16 protein-coding genes and 1 tRNA gene are annotated in these 19,397 nt (G+C 55.2%); 7 read left to right on the top strand and 10 right to left on the bottom strand.

The window, feature by feature from the left end:
- The first annotated feature begins 24 nt into the window (after positions 1-24).
- Positions 25-1,845 carry a M3 family oligoendopeptidase gene (locus GS620_RS01350; RefSeq protein ID WP_171613704.1) on the top strand — a complete coding sequence of 607 codons (1,821 nt, stop codon included), beginning with the start codon at positions 25-27 and terminating at the stop codon, positions 1,843-1,845.
- A gap of 707 nt (positions 1,846-2,552) precedes the next feature.
- Here GS620_RS01350 and GS620_RS01345 read toward each other — a convergent pair.
- From GS620_RS01345 to GS620_RS01330, 4 genes are all read right to left on the bottom strand, one after another.
- Entirely contained in the window at positions 2,553-2,822 is a 270-nt protein-coding gene (locus GS620_RS01345) for a DksA/TraR family C4-type zinc finger protein (protein WP_170346639.1), read from the bottom strand.
- 58 nt (positions 2,823-2,880) lie between these two features.
- Positions 2,881-3,855 carry a Gfo/Idh/MocA family protein gene (locus GS620_RS01340; protein WP_171613702.1) on the bottom strand — a complete coding sequence of 325 codons (975 nt, stop codon included), beginning with the start codon at positions 3,853-3,855 and terminating at the stop codon, positions 2,881-2,883.
- A gap of 249 nt (positions 3,856-4,104) precedes the next feature.
- Positions 4,105-5,001: an RNA polymerase sigma factor RpoH gene (gene rpoH / locus GS620_RS01335; RefSeq protein WP_171116444.1), complete on the bottom strand. Its 897-nt coding sequence runs from the start codon at positions 4,999-5,001 to the stop codon at positions 4,105-4,107.
- Positions 5,002-5,146: 145 nt separating this feature from the next.
- Positions 5,147-6,181, bottom strand: coding sequence for an RluA family pseudouridine synthase (locus GS620_RS01330; RefSeq protein ID WP_171613700.1), 1,035 nt, complete (start codon positions 6,179-6,181; stop codon positions 5,147-5,149).
- Between GS620_RS01330 and GS620_RS01325 the strand changes: the two genes are divergently transcribed.
- On the top strand, positions 6,180-6,482 hold the full coding sequence (locus tag GS620_RS01325; protein ID WP_171613698.1) for a DUF6476 family protein: 303 nt from the start codon (positions 6,180-6,182) through the stop codon (positions 6,480-6,482). The genes GS620_RS01330 and GS620_RS01325 overlap by 2 nt on opposite strands.
- 48 nt (positions 6,483-6,530) lie before the next feature.
- Here GS620_RS01325 and GS620_RS01320 read toward each other — a convergent pair whose 3' ends face one another.
- The 4 genes from GS620_RS01320 to GS620_RS01305 form a co-directional block, all read right to left on the bottom strand.
- Positions 6,531-8,426 (bottom strand): ATP-grasp fold amidoligase family protein, encoded by a 1,896-nt coding sequence (locus GS620_RS01320; protein ID WP_171613696.1) that lies wholly within the window; start codon positions 8,424-8,426, stop codon positions 6,531-6,533.
- A 27-nt stretch (positions 8,427-8,453) separates the two neighbouring features.
- Positions 8,454-9,506, bottom strand: a complete 1,053-nt coding sequence (locus tag GS620_RS01315; RefSeq protein ID WP_171613694.1) for a glycosyltransferase family 2 protein — start codon at positions 9,504-9,506, stop codon at positions 8,454-8,456.
- Between the two features lie 22 nt (positions 9,507-9,528).
- A complete protein-coding gene (locus tag GS620_RS01310) occupies positions 9,529-10,200 on the bottom strand; it encodes a class I SAM-dependent methyltransferase (RefSeq protein ID WP_171613692.1) in 672 nt (223 codons plus the stop codon).
- Between the two features lie 94 nt (positions 10,201-10,294).
- On the bottom strand, positions 10,295-12,178 hold the full coding sequence (locus tag GS620_RS01305; protein ID WP_171613690.1) for a glycosyltransferase family 2 protein: 1,884 nt from the start codon (positions 12,176-12,178) through the stop codon (positions 10,295-10,297).
- 400 nt (positions 12,179-12,578) lie between these two features.
- Between GS620_RS01305 and GS620_RS01300 the strand changes: the two genes are divergently transcribed.
- The 3 genes from GS620_RS01300 to GS620_RS01290 all read left to right on the top strand — a co-directional run bounded on the left by GS620_RS01300 (position 12,579) and on the right by GS620_RS01290 (position 16,007).
- Positions 12,579-13,136 (top strand): hypothetical protein, encoded by a 558-nt coding sequence (locus GS620_RS01300; protein ID WP_171613688.1) that lies wholly within the window; start codon positions 12,579-12,581, stop codon positions 13,134-13,136.
- 490 nt (positions 13,137-13,626) lie between these two features.
- On the top strand, positions 13,627-14,151 hold the full coding sequence (locus GS620_RS01295) for a type II TA system antitoxin MqsA family protein (RefSeq protein WP_171613687.1): 525 nt from the start codon (positions 13,627-13,629) through the stop codon (positions 14,149-14,151).
- Entirely contained in the window at positions 14,151-16,007 is a 1,857-nt protein-coding gene (locus GS620_RS01290) for a KGGVGR-motif variant AAA ATPase (RefSeq protein WP_171613685.1), read from the top strand. The genes GS620_RS01295 and GS620_RS01290 overlap by 1 nt, the downstream gene beginning before the upstream one ends.
- Before the next feature lie 528 nt (positions 16,008-16,535).
- On the opposite strand, the gene GS620_RS01285 is transcribed toward GS620_RS01290, so the two are convergent.
- A tRNA-Leu gene (locus GS620_RS01285) sits at positions 16,536-16,622 on the bottom strand.
- Between the two features lie 141 nt (positions 16,623-16,763).
- Here GS620_RS01285 and GS620_RS01280 point away from each other — a divergent pair.
- Entirely contained in the window at positions 16,764-17,423 is a 660-nt protein-coding gene (locus GS620_RS01280; RefSeq protein ID WP_171170660.1) for a DsbA family oxidoreductase, read from the top strand.
- Positions 17,424-17,462: 39 nt separating this feature from the next.
- Positions 17,463-18,119: a lipoyl(octanoyl) transferase LipB gene (gene lipB, locus GS620_RS01275; protein ID WP_152457642.1), complete on the top strand. Its 657-nt coding sequence runs from the start codon at positions 17,463-17,465 to the stop codon at positions 18,117-18,119.
- A gap of 316 nt (positions 18,120-18,435) precedes the next feature.
- On the opposite strand, the gene GS620_RS01270 is transcribed toward lipB, so the two are convergent.
- Positions 18,436-19,377, bottom strand: a complete 942-nt coding sequence (locus GS620_RS01270) for a cation diffusion facilitator family transporter (protein WP_171613683.1) — start codon at positions 19,375-19,377, stop codon at positions 18,436-18,438.
- Positions 19,378-19,397 lie beyond the last annotated feature (20 nt).

The following is a 19,397-nucleotide window of genomic DNA, read 5'->3' as shown; positions in this document are numbered from 1 at the left end:
AAAGCAGTCTACAAAAGGTGATCCATGCGCGACCTTCCCTTTCCCGTCCGTGACGCAAACGCAATGGGCGGTGCCGACAATCTGGGCAATCTTCCCGAATGGGATCTGACGGATCTCTACGCCTCTGAAGAGGCGCCCGAACTGGCGCGCGACCTAGACTGGCTGGAAGGCGAATGTGCCGCCTTTGCTGCCGACTATGAAGGCAAGCTGGCAGAGCTGGACGCCGCGGCCCTTTTGGCCTGCGTTCAGCGCAATGAAAAGATCAACGCCGTCGCAGGCCGTATCATGTCCTTTGCCGGTCTGCGCTATTACCAGCTGACCACCGACGCAGAGCGGGCCAAGTTCCTGTCGGACATGCAGGAAAAGATCACCGTGTTCACGACGCCTCTGGTGTTTTTCACGCTCGAGATCAACCGGATCGAAGATGATGTGCTTGGGGCGCATTTTGCTGCCAACCCAGATCTTGCCCGATACCAGCCCGTGTTCCGGCGCATCCGCGCGATGAAGCCCTATCAGCTGTCTGACGAGCTGGAAAAATTCCTGCACGATCTGGGCGTTGTCGGCGACGCGTGGGAGCGTCTTTTCGACGAAACCATCGCCGGGCTGACCTTTACGGTGGACGGCGACGAGCTGAACATCGAGGGCACCCTGAACCTGCTGACCGAACAGGACCGCTCCAAGCGCGAGGCCGCGGCGCGCGAACTGGCCCGCGTGTTTCAGGAGAACATCAAAACATTTGCCCGTGTCCACAACACGCAGGCCAAAGAGAAAGAAATCGTCGATCGCTGGCGCAAGATGCCGACCGCGCAAACAGGGCGTCACTTGTCGAACGATGTCGAACCCGAAGTGGTCGAAGCCCTGCGCGAGGCGGTCGTGGCCGCCTATCCCAAACTCAGTCATCGGTACTATGAGCTCAAGCGCAAGTGGCTGGGGCTGGATGTGATGCAGGTCTGGGACCGCAACGCGCCGCTGCCGATGGAAGACACCCGCACCGTGTCGTGGGAGGACGCCGAGAAAACCGTGATGGAAGCCTACGCCGCCTTCGATCCCCGCATGGCCGACATCGCGGCGCCGTTCTTCTCTAAAGGCTGGATCGACGCGGCGGTGAAGCCCGGCAAGGCTCCGGGCGCCTTCGCGCATCCCACCGTGACCGAGGTGCATCCTTACGTGATGCTCAACTATCTGGGCAAACCGCGCGACGTGATGACGCTTGCGCACGAGCTGGGCCACGGCGTGCATCAGGTGCTGGCTGCCGATCAGGGCGAGATGCTGTCCTCGACGCCGCTGACGCTGGCCGAAACCGCCAGCGTCTTCGGCGAGATGCTAACCTTCCGCAAGATGCTGGACCAGGCCGAAACGCCCGAACAGCGCAAGGTTCTGCTGGCCGGCAAGGTCGAGGACATGATCAACACGGTGGTCCGCCAGATTGCCTTCTATGACTTTGAATGCAAACTGCACGCCGCCCGGCGCGAAGGGGAGCTGACCCCGGATGACATCAACGCCCTGTGGATGAGCGTTCAGGCCGAAAGTCTTGGCCCGGCGTTTGAATTCATGGACGGGTACGAGACCTTCTGGGCCTATATCCCGCACTTTGTTCATTCGCCCTTCTACGTTTACGCCTATGCCTTCGGCGACGGGTTGGTTAACGCGCTATACTCGGTCTATGAAAGCGGCGCCGACGGTTTCGAGGACAAGTATTTCGAAATGCTGCGCGCAGGTGGATCAAAGCACCACAAAGAACTGCTGGCCCCGTTCGGGCTGGATGCCAGCGACCCGAAATTCTGGGACAAGGGCCTGTCGATGATCTCGGGCTTCATTGACGAGCTGGAGGCGATGGAGGGCTGAGACGCCCGTAACAGAGGGTGGCGACATCTGCCTTGTGGAAATCCTCCTTCCTCGGCACTGTCGCGCCCAAGGGGCTGTTGAATGCAAGCGGCCGCTACGTGGGACATTACCGCCATTTGGTATGCTTGTTCCAATGGCGGCTTAATCCCCGAAGCGTATACTTGCGGCGATTCTCTCTTTGGGTGAATAAAGCAACAAAGTCTCTGAGTTGGAGGAATAATATGAACCTGGTTCGTCATGCGCTCGGATTAGTCGAGCGTTGAGCTCTTCTGGCCAAAGATAGGTGCATGCGCCAAGGATATCGTGGCGACCTTCAGGGACGGCAACTGGTGTTTCGACCCAATCGGCGTGCCAGTTCGCTGGTGGGGTTGATGCAGCGTTCCCTGAAATACTTGCAATTGCATAGGAACAACCAAATACGTTGTCAGCCCATGGATGACTGCCCCAATGCCATCTACGGCTTTCGACTACGTCTTCGATATCTAGCAAGTCCTCAAAGAACGTAGAAGCAAATCGCGGGCTTTGAACAAAGTGAATCCAACTCCACCAAACCATAACCAGAACTATTGGCAGGGTTATCAATACTCCGACTGAACAAAACAAGAAGAGTATGAGATTCTTCATATGACTTATTTGCGTTCCCGACTTCGGACATTCATAACCAGTGGCGCATCCGACACAATGGGCTCATCGCGGCCATACCAAGATCACTTCAACTGACTGTCTTTCGATCCACGCCGATTGACGCCGCCGCGCGCCTTGAACGCGCCGTCCCGCTCTTGCTGGCAATCCAGGCAGAGCTTTACTCCCGGCAACGCGACGCGACGCTTTTCCGGGATAGGTTCCTCGCATTCGGCACAATGGGTCAGGCTTTCGCCCTGGGGCCGCTTTTGCGCCTGCATCCGCGCCAGTTCATCTGAGATCGACGCTTCGATCTGTTCGCTTACAGCGCCGTCGCGTGCCCAACCTCCGGCCATCGGTCATCTCCTGAAACTGTGACACTCAGGATAGCTGAGCCGTTGGCCGCAACGCAAGTTACAGTGAAACCGCGCCCTCGAATACACGATCAATCACCTCTTGCGTCCCGCGTGAGAATTCCAAAGGGCAGGGATACTCCGCCCCGTCCCTGATTGATCGGCAAAAGGCCTCGACCTGCAACTTGTAATGGTCTGCTCCGGGGAAGCGGGTAACCTGAACTTCAAGCCCCGGCCAGTGCAGCTCGACCCGAGCCTCGCCAAACACACGCGCATTGAACGGGGTCGTCAGGCGGATCAAACCGCTTTCGCCGTGAAATACCATCTCCTGATGGGGATGCATCCGTATGGACACATAGCTGGAATAGGTAAATCCGGGGAACTGGGCGCGTACTTCGGAAAAGATGTCGATATCATCCTGCCAACGGATCGCGGATTGCACCGACACAGGCTCTTGCCCGGTTGCAAAGCGTGCTCCGCCGATCACGTAGACCCCGATGTCACGCAATCCTCCGCCGCCCGTTTCCGCACGGTTTCGAATGTTCCGAGTGTCAGAGCGATTGTCGAAACTGAATGCACCGGTCACATGTACCAAATTGCCGATGGCACCATCAGCGATCAGTTTCCTTGCAAGCTGCCATTGAGGGTGATGGACGATCATGTATGCCTCGGCGGCCAGCAGGCCGCATTGGTCCCGCTTTTGGATCAATGCGTCGAATTCATCCGCCTTCATGGTCATGGGTTTTTCGCACAGAACATGCTTGCCAGCCTTTAAAGCCTTAAGGCTCCATTCCGTATGCATATGGTTGGGCAACGGGATGTAGACTGCGTCGATTCCGGCGTCTGCCAACAATGCATCATAGCTGTCAAATACTTGCAAATCCGGGCAAAAGGACTGAAACGGCTCTGCTTTTGCGGCATCCGAAGTTGCCAGCGCGGCCAAGCGCGCCCCATTGGCGGCATGTATTGCCGGGGCCATGTATTCGCGGGCAAATTTCGCGGCACCCAATACACCAAATTGAACCGGTCTTTGCATTGCGCCCTCCGTACTCGGCTTGTTTCAAATTTCACGCTTCCCGAAGGGTCACCAGCGCTCGTTCTGCTGCGAAATCAAAAACGAAACACGTCTTTTCCTAACACAGCTTTCGACCTTCAGCCATTGATTCAGGGCTATGCTTCAGTTTCTGCAAACATTCTCAAAAAACGCCCCCTGATCATCAGAGGGCGTTTTCCGTCATTGCTTGAACGCGAAGAATCTTCCTGCGAGGCAAGAAGGGCGCAACTGTTAGCTGACGCCCAACATGCCTTTTTCCCGCGCCAGATCCCGCATTTTCTTTTGCAGCTTCTCGAACGCGCGCACTTCGATCTGGCGAATGCGCTCTCGGCTTACGTTATACTGAGTGCTCAACTCCTCGAGCGTGACCGGCTGATCCATCAAACGACGCTGGGTCAGGATATCCTTTTCCCGATCATTCAGCACATCCAGAGCCGCCGCCAGCAATTCCCGACGTGCTTCCAGTTCATCGCGAGCTTCGTAATCACCGGCCTGATCGGCATCCTCATCCTCAAGCCAGTCCTGCCATTGCATGGTGCCTTCGCCTTCGGACCCGACCGTGGCGTTCAGGGACGCATCGCCACCGGACATCCGGCGGTTCATGCTGATCACTTCTTCTTCGGTCACGCCCAGATCAGTGGCGATCTTCTTGACATTTTCAGGGCGCAGGTCGCCCTCTTCCAGTGCACCGATGCGGGCCTTGGCCTTGCGCAGATTGAAGAACAGCTTTTTCTGCGCCGAGGTCGTGCCCAGTTTCACCAGAGACCAGGACCGCAGGATGTATTCCTGGATCGAGGCACGTATCCACCACATTGCATAGGTCGCCAGACGGAAGCCTTTTTCAGGGTCAAACCGTTTGACAGCCTGCATCAGGCCCACATTGGCCTCGGAAATCACTTCGGCCTGCGGCAGACCATAGCCGCGATAGCCCATGGCGATCTTGGCCGCCAGACGCAGGTGAGACGTCACCATCTTGTGCGCGGCTTCGGTGTCCTGCTCTTCGACCCAGCGTTTGGCCAGCATGTATTCTTCTTCCGGCTCTAGCAGAGGAAACTTGCGGATTTCCTGCATATAGCGATTCAGGCCGCCCTCGGGCGTCGGTGCGGGAAGATTTGCGTAGTTTGCCATTATTGTGTCCCTCCGACAAATGTTTAGATGTTTAACATAGGATATGGGTAAGGAACCCTTCCCATTCAAGAGGTGCTGCTAACAGTCTGGAATTAATCTTACGTTAAGAAAAGGTAAAAAGCCCTTTTTCACAGGAGTTTGCTTATTATGACAGCGGTGTGCGCAGACGTTCGACAAGGCATTGCATATCTTGCGGCAAATCGGCCTCGAACCGCAGGGATTCACCGGTGACAGGGTGCTCGAACCCCAAAACGGCGGCATGAAGCGCCTGACGGGGAAAAGCGCCTACAAAACCTGCGGCGGCGGCAGAGAACGCTTTTGCGGACAGCTTGCGCTTGCCACCATAAACCGGGTCGCCCACCAGCCCGTGCCCTGCGTGGGCCATATGAACGCGGATCTGATGGGTTCGGCCGGTTTCAAGCCAGCATTCGATCAGGGCAACACCCGCCGGCACACCAAATGTCTCGACAACGCGTGCGCGTGTCACGGCATGCCGCCCGCCATGGAACAGAACCGCCTGTTTCTGACGGTCGGTCTTGTGTCGCGCAAGTTGCGTTGTGACGCGCATGATGTTGCCGGGTTCAAAGCTGATCCCTTTGACACCGCGCAACCGAGGATCGTTGGCATCCGGCACCCCGTAACACACCGCACGGTAATACCGTTCGACGCTATGCGCCGCGAACTGCTCGGCCAGACCGTGATGCGCCGCGTCTGACTTAGCGACCACCAGAAGACCACTGGTTTCCTTGTCGATGCGATGCACGATACCGGGGCGTTTCACCCCGCCGACGCCCGACAGATCGTCTCCGCAATGGTGGAGCAAAGCATTCACCAATGTCCCGCTGGGTGATCCCGGCGCAGGGTGCACGACCATGCCTGCGGGTTTGTTGACGACGATTACGTCCGCATCCTCGAAGACGATCTCGAGCGGGATGTCCTCGGGACCGATATGGCTGTCTTCGGCCTCGGCCACGGCAATCGTGACCCGTGCCCCTTCGGCCACCTTGGACTTGGGATCGCGTGTCTCGGCACCGTCGATCTGAACCGCCCCTTCTTCGATCAGACGCGCCAGTCGGGTGCGCGACAGGTTTTCCCCGTCTGGCACATCCCGGGAAAGCGCCTTATCAAGGCGAGGCGGCGGATCGGCCGCGATGTGAAACTCAATCTGGCGGGTGCCCATGACTGTCCCTTCCGAACCTCAAGAACCGCAGGAAACTCCGCAACTGCGATTGCTGCGGCGGATGGTCATGCTGTTGACCGCGGTGATGATTGGCGGGGTTCTAGTGACATTCGCCCTGATTGTCATCCGCCTATCGGACCGCACCCCCACCTTGCCGGATCAGATCGCGCTGCCCGACGGTGCCCGGGCGCAGGCCTTGACCATCGGGTCAAACTGGTATGCCGTCGTTACCGATGACAATCGCATTCTGATCTTTGACAAAACAACAGGAAAACTGCGCCAGGAGATCGCGATCGAATAGGCCCTGCTGCCTGTTCGGCGGCATGAAAGGTCAGGGGATCGTCCAGCCTCAGCCGGGAAACAGCCGAGTTCCGGTCCACGCAGCACCCAGACGCTGATCCAGCGCATCCGACCGCATCTTGTGCTTGCCCGACACCGGCGCCAACATGATGTCACCCAAGCAAATCCTGTCACCAACCGGGAAAAGCTCTACGCTTGCGCATTCAAGGTCTTGCCCCAAGGTTTCAGCGATCCGGATCATGTCTTCAAAACGTTCGGGCCGGGGTTCAACAGTGCTGCTGGTTGGTGAATACAGCTCATCTGCAAGGTAATCGTAGTCGCGATCATGGAGCATCTGGATGCGCCCTCGCCCCCGGTCACGGTCAACCTGCACCAGCTGCACGCGTCCGGCGATTACCCAGAATTTCCAGGTGCCGGCCTGTCGATCCCCGGCGGACAAGTCTTCTTCGATGTAATAGAGGGGCTTTTGCGTGGCGCGCCACCATTCGCCTGTCCAGAACCCTTCGGGCGTTTTTGTCTTGTGCCACGCGGCCAGTTTCTGGTTGGCATCGTCGCGCTGCGTACGATCCAGCGGGAACGACAGGGCCAGCTTGTGACCATGGCTCATCGTTCCTTTCAACCAATACTGGCCGGGCCCGAGGTCGAGTGTCTCGGGCAATGCCGGAATGTGCGCCTCCCACATGCGCTGTGGGCAGGCAAGCAATTCCGAGGCGCTGCCCACGTATTTGGACCGGTCAGAGATCAACGCATCAGGAACTTCGCCAAACAGCTTCATGACCACCAGTTTTTCGGCGAATGTCTTTGGCGCGCGCAGATCGGGTAGAGACCGATGGCTATCCGCATAGTTGTACAAAGACATACCAAGCGCATTCAGCCGCGCAGGGTCACTGCCATAGTGTTCCCAACCGCGCGAAAAACCGACGCGTGGCGGGGTGTTGGCACCGTACAGATTGTCAGCTGCAATTGCGTCGAGATCAGCCTGTGCCGCCTTGAGATAGTCTTCCCTGTCAGAGAGCAGAGCAACGGAAACAACGCCGCCGGTGGCGTCGTGGATTTCTTCGTTCGTAGCGCGCAAGGTGGGCAGGTTTGCCGGAAACTCCACCGGTTTGAGGCCCCCTCGGCCGTGGCGCGGCAAAGGCGCGTCGCCCGGTCTCACCCCCAGGTTCCGCAAACGTCGATCCAGAAACGAATGCCGTTTGATCCCGTTTGCAATCCACCACCGCATCCGACGCCCCCACAGATGCACGGCAAGCGTTTCCTCTTTGATATACGCGTCCCTGAACTCTCGGACGTGAATGTCATTGGCCTGCCCTGCCCGTCTGAACGGCAAAGGATAAAAGACCGGTATGGGGCTGGCATGCTTCAACTCGTCGAAATGGCGCAGAAACCATGTCATGACGCCGGGGCCGTAGACACTGTGTTCCTGATCTGACGCATGAGGCAACTCTCCAGCCTGTTTAAGGCGTTCCAGTTCTTTCCGTTCCTCCCCTTCAACCCAAGGGCGGATCGGATAGGGATCCTGGCAGTATTCGGAATACGCGTTCAACGTGGGGCTGTCGAAGGGCAGCCGCATAACAGCATTGCAGATGGTATCGCGGTTGAAATACCCAAAAACATGATCGGCCCTTGGTATCGGGGCAAGCGCCAAAACATCCGTGTCGCACCACAGAAAATCCGTTTTCTTCATCAGGTGCAATCTGAAGATATCGGATTGGGGCACCGGCGTCTTGAACTGGTTGTTCACGATGAACTGCCTGGGTTCGTGGATTTCGTTTGCCGACACCAGTTCGATACCATCCGGAACGTTGTCGACTTGCCCATAGTGGAACAAAACAACCCTGTGCCCGCATTCGACGAATGACAGCATGCACATCTGCTCCAGAAAGCTCAGGCTGCCTTCCATCCACAGCATCCCAATCGTCGGAAGAGAGTGATCCGCAACCATTCGTCTATTTCTCCAGGGGCTGTTTTGTCAGGACTCTGTCCGGTTTTCGTCAGTCGAAGACGGCGCGCTGGACGACATGCGTTCCCTTACGCCACGGTCCTTTGCGACAAAATCCACAGCCGGTTTTTCAAGAAGTTTCTGGTACAGCTCATCATACTCTGGCAGTTTCAGCAGATCGTTGATCAGGGCCTTGTGCCAGCGGAACGCTCTTCTATGTAGCCGTCGAAGCCTGTCGTCGGCGCGAAACTCTTCCAGCGCCGCATCCACTTCATCCTTGTACCGCAGGATTGTTTCATCCTTGGCACCGCCACGGTTCCAGCGGTCCCAATATTCGGTTCCAAGTGTCTGCGAGGAATGATTTGCCCGACCTCGGCTGCGCTTGGCCAGATAGGCCTGCGTGGATCTGACGGCATAGTGGTTGATCTGTGCGACTTCAAAACCAAACGGAGGCGAGACATGGTTGCCGAAGGGCGCAGGTTCCGTGGCGTGCCCTCCGGGCACGGACCGGAACACGCCGGCCTGAAGTTCGGGACGGGGGTGCGGGTTGTGCAACCCGAAACGAAGATAGAAATCGCCCTGCCTGAACAGGGATTTGACAAACCGGCGCCCTGCCCCGCCTTGTTCGAAATCCAGTTCACAATCGAAGAACTGCCGCGTCACCAGCGTATCGCGCATAACATGCCGACCACTGTTCGAGAAAATCTTCCAGGGGATGGAAATGACGTCAACGCCGGGCGTTGCCTCGATCAGATCATCAACCCTGTGATTTCCAACGTGAATATTCAGGAATTCATCCGCGTCGCCGACATATATCCACTTTGCGTCTTTCACCACCGGCAAGCGCCGTGCCTGTCGCAGCGCAGACCGATGAATCCCTCCGGTTCCAACCCGGTTCCTGTGAAACTCCACATGGCCCAAGTCCTGCAACCGTCTCAGAATCTGGTTGGTGCCGTCTGTACAGTCATTGGTGTAGACAATGATCCGGTCAAACCCCAGCACCTTGTGATGGGCCACCCATTCCAGAATATAGGGGCCCTCGTTCTTCATCGCAGTGATGAGGATCTTTTCAGGCTTTTCCATCGCTGCCACTTATCCCCGCCGCCTAGTCGTTCTGACCTTTGCTGTCATCTTGCGGGACAATCTTTTCGATGGCGATCTGCGCGCCGGCAATCGCGCGGATGCGCAGCTCTCGGGGGTGCTGGCCCAGAAACTCGTTGACCGCACGGATCACGCCGTCGCCCCACCAGCCGCGGCGGTGGTAGTCGTCGAATGCCATGATCCCTCCGGGTTTGATCTTGGGAAACAAAGCGGCCAGATCAGCGGTCACGCCTTCATACGAATGGTCTCCGTCGACATAGGCGAACGAGATGCTTTCATCATCAAAAAGCTCCAACGCAGGCACCGAAAAATCGCGGATAATACCGACCTTGCCCTCTTCGATCTCGGCCTCGAAAGTCTTTACGACCTTCTGGAAGATGGCCTCCATCTTTTCATCTTCGGTCCGGCCCACAAACGCGGTTGTGTGTGATTCCTCACCAATATGTTTCCATGGGTCGACCAGAAAAAGCTGACTGGGCTCGATCAGTTTCAGAATGGTCGGAGAGAACTCACCCTGCCAGACACCGATTTCAACAGCCAAGCCCCCCTTTGGCAAACGCGAAAGGAATGTTCGGCGGATTGCTTCTTTGCTGTTTTTGCGTTTGGTCGCTTTGTCAGCCTTCGGTTTCTTCTGGCCGCCGGGCGCAACACCGATAACCTTGGGTTCGTTCGACATCTCGACCTCACTTGCAGACGGGTATCACATTCACTCAAAACCCGTTTTGTTCATTGCGCCATGGCTACCACGCCACAGCCTCAAGAACCAGAAGCTATGTGTCCTTTTTGCCAAGCGGTGGCAACTTGTCGATGCCAAGCCACGGTGGCTGCAAGCTGGTTATCCGGTAACGTGCAGCATTACGCCCGAGGAAACTGTTTATCGCCGCATTCATACCCGTATACGACCCGCCTCCGTGACGGCGATAGGATGTGAACGCGATACTACCCCCGGGGGCAAGAACCCGGTCGATACGGCGCAACAGCTGGGTCATCACCTGCTCTGCCCGCACCCCGCGGATGATGACGACGCCGACGCTTTCGTCTTCAAACAGCTTCAGCATCAAGGGGGGCAGCGCCCGGTAGATATGCAATCGCCCGGCAAGAATGGGGTCGCGGAAATATTCCAGCAATGCATAAAACGTGCGATCCAACGCCTGTAGCTCGGGATCCTGAGTTGCATCCGGACATGTAAAACCGTCCCAAGACAGCCCCCACGGTCCTATGACCGTCAATTTCTCGACAGCGTCCAGATCAAGTATTTCTTCGATGATTTCAGTCTCAACATGTCCGATCAGCACCCAATTCTTCTTGCCACTGATTGATCGAAGAAAACTCTGCCGCTGGTCTTTTGTTCTTTCAACTTCCGGAGGGGCAGAAGGCAGGTAGACAGGATCCTTGGGATCGAACGGCACCGAAACCTGTTTGGCATCCGTAATTTGCGCATGCTGCGCAGCGGCCTCTTCGTAATCAAACGAGGTTTCGAGGGCATCGAGCCGAACGAACCAAGGAAAATTGTATGGCTTGGAGTTCTCGGGCTTGGACATCTTGCCGAGCCGCGTCCATTTCGCGACCTGGGCAAATGTGATGTCCGGGTCCTTGTACATTTCAGCGTTGAAAGACAGATCGCCATCTTCCATCACGCCGAGGTCCAGCGCCTTGACATAGCGCCCGCTGCGAAAACGGCTGAACTTAGCGATAAAATCCTGCGCCACCTCGGTTTTTCTGAGGCTTGCGATGCGTTCCTTTTGAAATGCAACTGCCTGATGATGCAATTGCCCCAGAACAGTATCGGACCGCAGCTTTTCATAAACCTCCCGAAGTCGCGCAACTTTGGACAGGATCGAAGTTTCTTCGATGTCGTTATAGCAATGCAGCTTCCAGTAGGCCTGACCTGTTGCCTCCATCTTCGGATGAAAACTCGAGGTCTTCACATCCCCACGCAACCGCTTCATCAGATAGCTTTCCACGGACCTCACCGCATAGTGGTTCATCCGAAAAAGCCTGCGCCCAAACCCGGCGCCCGTTGATGAATACGCCCACCCTCGTCTTCGCATGGCCGGCGGCAACGGATCACCGTCCCCGTCGACCCAAGCAAATCGATCCGCCTTGTTGGGTATCGGGCCGCGCGGTCGATGCGTGCTGATTGTGCGATACGATCCGTTGTTGCGAAACAGCGATTTGAACGCCCGCAAGTTGTGAGGACTGACGGCGCCAAGCTCGCCCGCACGGGTGAATTGCTCGACAACGAACCTGTCTTCGAACTCGACGATTCCGTTGTGCCCGAACAGCTGCCAGATTGCGGCAAATCCGTCCGCATGCGGCAATGCACGAAACAAATCGTCCAGTGTTCCGTCGCCGACGCGAATATCAAGAAATTCATCCACGTCGCAGACCAATATCCATTCGGCTTCTTTGCACCAGGGGTGTTCCATGGCGTTTGCATAAGCTGAAGCCTGAGGTCCAAATTCCCACGGGCCGGGATTGTCGATATGCGCCAGAAACCCCAGTTCCTGGCATCGCTGAAGGATCGCGTCGGTACCATCGGAACAATCGTTCGAATTGACGATAAAGTGGGTGAAGCCGATCGAAAGATAGTATGCAATCCATTCCAGGATGAACGGCCCTTCGTCTTTCATCGTGGATATGACAAGTCTCATCGCGTCTACCTGTACCCGTGGCCCGCAAATTCAGGATAGCGGGAAAAAACGCATCTTTGCAGATGTATAGCGCGCATCCCTGCCTGCGGCTTTGTTACGGGCCCCGGAAATGCATTGCAAGTGGACGAGCCCGCCGGTTCGGCGACTGCCAACTCCAGATCCCGCAGACGGCCACGGCCCCGCACGCAGCGATCCTCCAGCGTGTCTCCGCCTTGAAACCGTCATTCGGATTGCCATCGCGCGCCAACCATCTATCGCTGGCATTCACCGCCGTCGAAGTCATTTGGCAGCACAGGCGCGGCATCTCGAGTGGATCATGACAGGCAATCTCAAAGATCAAAAGGCGCATGCGCTCTGAGCACAATGGGAAATCGTCAGGCAATTGCTTCATCCGATGTTGATGCAGAACTATTCCGGCAAAGCCATCGCGGACGCGTTCTGCATTTCTGTGGACACTGCCTACAGGTGGAAGCAGAGACTGCTGGAAGACCTTCGCAAAGAGGCCGTATCCATGCAGCCGCGTGACTTCGTTATGGAAAGTGTGTCCTCACTCAGGCAAGTGCGTGCGGAAGCGTGGGCCGGCTACCATTCCGCCACAGACCGAAAGGAAAAACGGGCATACCTCAACACGGTGACCCAAGCCGAAGCTCAGTTCGACAGAATGGGAGAACGCATCGGACTGTATGGGCGTCCCGACCAAAACCCACTAGACGCCAATGCCTACGGAGAAGTGCGCGAGGGTGAGCAAAGCGATATGATGCTGGTCCGCGAGCTCCAGATAAGGCTGGTTGAATTGCTTTCTCTATCCGGAGAAGGGCGTGAGTTATCAGAAGAAGATGTGACGGAATCATATGACGACCTGATTTCAGGCATAGGACTGACTACAAAACAGGCAAATGAGCAACGACCGATAACCCAATGTTTTCCCGAGCGAAAAAGAATACCAATTCGCCCTTAAATAAAGTGATTACGCTCCCTTTTCTTGTTAGAGATGTTTTCTGAATAGTTAGAACTCAGAGCAAAGAATGCAGTTGACATCCAAGAAGGTCGGTATCATATGATGCCAAAGAACATCTCAGCGAACGAGCATTTTGGAATGGCAGCGCCTGACGAAATACGCAAGCAGCTCGCCAAACTATGCCGCTCGACCCGGACACGGACGGAAACTTGGACGAGAAAGAGGCCAAACCGATGGTCACCGGAAACCATTTGCGCACCGGGCACAATTGACGCGTTTACCAACGCGGGAGCTTGGGAGTTCATTGCTCAATGTCTAGATGACGGCGTCGATATCGAAGTTATGACGTTGGACAAGCCACCTGGGAAAACGGGGTATGTGATGCTTGTTCCGGGAAACCACAATGAAAGCATCTACATCAAGCTGGAGATCGCAGAGAGCAAGGTGATAGGGCGTAGCTTTCACGTAAGTGAGAAAAGGAACTACTAATATGGATAATGCACTTAATGGACCTGCAATTCCCACTCAGGTTTGTGAGATTTGCGGCGCAGCGGGCGCTACGATTTCCATGGTAGATCATGAATTTGACTATAGAGCCGGGGATAGACTGGCAACCTTGAATGTACGCGTACCAGTTGTCGAATGCGCTTCTTGTGATGACGGATACTTTGCAGAAGGTGCCGAAACAATAAAGCACGAAGCAGTCTGTAATTTTCTGGGAAGGCTCACACCCAAGGAGATATTAGGACTGCGCGAACAACTGGGTATGTCGCAAGCTCAATTTGCGAGGCACACTGGAATCGGCGTGGCGTCAATCAAACGCTGGGAAACTGGCATAGTGATTCAGGGGCAAGCCTTTGACAACCAACTTCGGGCCCTGATCGAAGACTTGGTTGTCAAAAATGCTCAGTCTTGGACCTCGGTCTTCCGTACAGAGATTTCTGAAGCAACACGCCAGAGAGCACGCAGCTTTTCCCTAAGACCAAACCACAGTAGACAACTCGAGGCCGCATAATGTACGTCGTAACATTCTACTCCTACAAAGGGGGTGTCGGCAGAACATTGGCTCTGGTCAACATTGCCGCGATGCTCGCTGAATCTGGTAGAAAAGTGCTCGCGGTTGACTTTGATCTAGAAGCCCCCAGCCTACCTAGTTTTGATATCTTTCAGAATGCCCGGAACTCGCAAGGGTTGGTGGACTACGTTTCGTCGTATCGCAACACCGGTATCGCTCCGAACTGTGAAGAGTTTATCGTTGAATGTGATGTCAAAAATAACCCGATTTGGGTGATGCCAGCAGGACGTCATTCTGACGGCAGCTATACAGAAGATCTAAATTCCATTGACTGGAGCGTCTTGTACGAAAAGCAAGACGGCTATCTCTTCTTTGAAGACATGAAGCAGCAGTGGGCACAATACAAAGGACATGGATTCGACTACGTCCTCATTGATAGCAGGACCGGACACACTGATGTTGGAGGAATTTGCACGCGGCATCTACCTGATGCCGTGAGTATTATGTTTTTACCAAATGATTCCAATATCACAGGCCTAACTCCAATTGTGAAAAGCATTCGCGATGAAAATCAAGATAGGCACTCAAAAATTGACCTGCACATTACTCCCACGAACGTTCCAGACTTGGACGACGAGAAAGGAATACTGGCGGAACTACTTCATGATGCTTCGGAAAAACTGAACAAAAGCCAAGAATTCTCAACCACAATTCACCACTATCAGAGCCTTGATATTCTCTCAAAGAGCCCTTTTTCGATTGCTCGACCAAATTCCAAACTTTCGCGGGAGTTGGATGAACTGCGGCTTAAGATCGTTGGCAGGAATTTAGCAGATCGAGAAGGAGCTCTATACACTCTTAGCTTAGTCCCTTCCGAACTAGATACTGCAAGGCAACAAGGAAATGTAGAGAAACGCGAACGACTGCACGAACAAACACGCAATATCTTGTTCCTTCACCCGAATGACGGGGAAGTAGCATTTTTGGCAGCTCAAGCTTTCGACGCTCTTGGCGATCAGTCCGAAGAGATCGAAGCGCTCAGCATTGCCATTGATTGTGGCCACGAGATTGATAGGGCGCGCCTGATCCGAGGAGTAAAATCCCTATCATCCTCCGATAGCACTAGGGATTCTTTAGCTGACTTGGTAGCGGTATTGCGGTCAAAGACGGCAACTGTCTTCGAACTCATTCCTGCAATTCAAGTTTTGAAAGAGTTTTCTGACGAATGGTTGGCCGCTGTAGCGGTCGCCCTAGATCGTCCGGACGAGCAATTCGCCATATTGCTGTCTGTCGTTTCGAATCTAATGTTGTGGCGCGAAGCGACACCACTTTGCGCCCAACGGCTTTTGGAGCTGTCCAACTTCAGCGGAATGCCGACTGATCAGAGGACACAAGCCCGCAATTACGCTATTTTGTGCTTAATCGCCTCTGGTCAATTCCACCAAGCAATTGAGTATATTGATAAGTTCTCTACCTCTGACCCATCCGAATACGTGGTTGAGAACCTGTTTAATCGCGCTATGGCGACGTGGGCTATTGACGGAGAACCGCCCATTGAACTCTTGCAAAACATTATCGAGCGAGCAGAAGCTCGCAACTCAAACCTATCTGTTAATGCAAGACAGTGTCTAGGCTTGGCACAAATTGCGCTGGGCGCACATGACGAAGCCATAGAGCAAATTTCAATTGCAGAACAACTGCTTAAACCCGGAGAAACGGTTTTTAGCTGCTGGACTTACTTAAATACACCAAGTGAGGAGCTCACCCAGCAGCTACAAGATATGAGGACGCTTGCGAACGAAGGAAGCAAGGTCATCCCCCCCTTCATGCAGGTCGAAGAAAACCACCTAGACTAAATTAACCTTTTGGCTCCGCCACTTCCGGTGATTATCACTAGACAATTAACCCAATCGTAACTAGGTTCCGTTAGAACGACGAAACACTTCTTGGAGTACTGAGATGATCTTTCATCCTGGTTCAGACGAGTAATATTGTCGAACTTTCTTGAAGCTTACGTAAGAGGCGCTGCAAATTGTAGCGCCTCTTTGTTCATCGAATAGAGAAAGCTGGAGCTCCCGCAGCGAACGCCCTGCCATACTTGGTGGAAACGGAACTCTAAGATAGCGGTAGCTTGCACCAAGGTGAAAGTCTTGCGAAAGACCCTCAACCGAGGTACATCACTTGAGTCCCAAAGAAACTTCAATCCCAAAGCACCGACAGAGCCCCACGGCAGAGCTGCATCTTTGCCCAATTTAATCGATGGCAGTCATAACGATGGATTTGAACCTCCACCAAAGCAGCACGCATGAGGTGGCCCAAAAGGTGGTCTTAATTATGTGATTTCTCATTAAGTTTCTGAAATTAAAATATTTTTCAGAAAATTATGGTGCGGTCGAGAAGACTCGAACTTCCACGGGAGTTACCCCACAGCGACCTCAACGCTGCGCGTCTACCAATTCCGCCACGACCGCACTGCCAATGACTTGGTAAAGCGGCGTATAGACGTTGGTGCGCGCGATGTGAAGAGGCAAAAACGCAGTGGTTTAAATTCCTTCACCACGGGCTTATCTCTGCCACTGGACAACACGCCATTGACCTGACAGGAGCCGCCGATGCCCCCGCCCGAAAACCTCCCGATCGTTCAGATCGATATCGTCTCGGATGTTGTGTGCCCCTGGTGCATTGTCGGGTTTCGACAGCTTGACATGGCGTTGCAGCAACAGGGTGTCCTTGCCCGGCTTTGCTGGCATCCGTTCGAGTTGAACCCGGACATGCCACCCGAAGGCCAGAACCTGCGTGAACACATCATGGCCAAATACGGCTCGACCGCCGAGCAAAGTCAGCAGGCACGGGACAAGCTTACCTCGATCGGGGCCGAGCTCGGCTTTGCCTTTAACTTCGACGATGACAGCAGAATGGTGAACACATTCGCAGCGCATCAGTTGCTGGATTGGGCGGAATCAGTCGGCCGACAGCATCCTTTGAAACTGGCTCTGTTCGACGCCTATTTCACAGCGCAGCGGGATGTCTCCGATATGGATGTTCTGCTGGAAGTTGTTCGATCCATCGGACTGGACGCGGACACGGCGCGACAAGCGCTTGAAAGCGGAGAACACATAGCCCCGGTGCGTGAAAAACAGCTGTTCTGGACCAGCCGGGGAATTTCAGGCGTGCCATCCATGGTTTTTGGCGGGAAATACCTGCTGACCGGCGCGCAGGGTTCTGAAACCTATGCACAGGTGCTGCAACGTTGCCTGTCCGAGGCCGCCTGACCCCTTTTCTTGACCGATCCAGACGGATATGAGACCGGCATGGAATGGAAAATCACCGATGGTCTGACCAGCTATGACGACGCCGTTGCCTTTATGGAGGCGCGCGTCGCCGCAATCGCAAATGGCGAAGCTGAAGAATGTGTCTGGCTGCTGGAACACCCGCCGCTTTATACGGCCGGCACTTCGGCCAGGATCGAGGATCTGACCGACCCCGATCGGTTTCCGGTTTACGCAAGCAAACGCGGCGGCGAATACACCTATCACGGGCCCGGTCAACGTGTGGCCTATGTCATGCTGGATTTGAACAAACGTGGTCGCGACGTGCGTCAGTTTGTGAAACAGCTGGAGACCTGGGTGATCTCGGCGCTGGCGGAATTCAACGTGCAAGGCGAGATCCGTGATGGGCGCGTGGGGGTTTGGGTTCGGCGTGATGACAAGCCGTTGACAGCGACCGGCAAACCGGCGGAAGACAAGATCGCCGCCATTGGCCTGCGCCTGCGCAAATGGGTCAGTTTTCACGGGATCTCAGTGAATGTCGAACCGGATCTGGAGCATTTTTCCGGCATCGTCCCTTGCGGGATAAGCGAATACGGCGTGACCTCATTGGTCGACCTGGGCTTGCCGGTAACGATGGCAGACCTTGATGCCGCACTGAAAAAGACTTTCGCAGACGTTTTTGGCCCAGTGGCACCCTGAATCCATCTGTCGATCACTGCGCAGCGAATCGCTGCGCGCCACTGTTGCAAACAACAATCCCTGTGGCCGGCTGGCTCTGTTTCCCATGCGTAAGGCAATTAACCCTGAATTCGGTGGATTTATGGAAGTCTTTAAGCATTTTTTTAACTCAGGTAGATACAAAGGCCCCGTTAACGAGTAATATGGAACTGCCAATCAAGAGTGAGTGGTATGTTAACCGGTGATCCAGGGCTCGCCCTCGAAATCCGAGAAGTGTTTGGTTACGAGTCTGCCGTTCCGACCCCAAATCGGAACGGCAATTCTCTTTCAGGCACCGCTATTCTTCCTGGTGGCCAAATCGGGACGAACCGACGCAGGCGCGGCCAGCCTGTTCCAGTTCGAGCGTCGCATGCCCCACCCCGAAACGAACTTGCAGCGTGTGCCTGACACTGTCCCGTACCATTTCGGCAGCTGACCACGCGTTCGCATCGATGACCAGATGCGCCGTCAGCGCGGGCTGCCGCTCCTGCATGCTCCACAAATGCACGTGATGCACTTCGGCCACCCCATCCGTTTCTTCGATCGCCGCGGCTACCTGCTCTGGCTCCAGGTCGGGCGGAGCGCCCAGCATCAGAACGCGGACCGTCTCGCCTATCTCTTCTTTGACATGCCACATGATGTAGACCGAGATCAGGATCGTCACCGCCGGGTCCACCCATGTCCAGCCGAACAGGATCACTGCGGTGCCCGCTACGATCACGGCGATTGATCCCAAGGCGTCCGCAACATTGTGGATGAATGCGGCCCGGATATTCATGCTGTCCTTGGCCATGGTATAGGTCAGAGCGGCGGTTACGAGATCGACCACCAATGCCAGCGCGGCGACCCAGACCACAAGCCATCCGTTGATCGGCTCGGGTTCAAAAAACCGCATGACGCCTTCGTAGAACAGGTAGGCCGACAACACGGTCAACGTGGTGTAATTGACCAAGGCCGCAACGACTTCGGCCCGGCCATAGCCAAAGCTCATCCGAGGATCGGCCGGACGCCGTGCAATCTTGCGGGCAAAAAACGCAATGATCAGCGCAACAGCATCCGAAAAATTGTGCAGCGCATCGGCAATCAACGCCAGAGAACCCGAAATGATGCCCCCGATGACCTGAGCCAATGTCAGGAACATGTTCACCGCAATCGCCCAGGCGACGCGCGCATCGCCAGCGTCTGGATCAATGTGGTTGTGCTGGTGACCATGCCCGGTGTGGGAATGCTGGTGTGCCATATCGTTTCATGTCCCTTGTT

The organism is Ruegeria sp. HKCCD6428 (assembly GCF_013110595.1).
Taxonomy (GTDB): Bacteria; Pseudomonadota; Alphaproteobacteria; order Rhodobacterales; family Rhodobacteraceae; genus Ruegeria.
The sequence above is the reverse complement of the archived record's forward strand: the minus strand, read 5'-3'. Positions and strand labels throughout refer to the sequence as shown.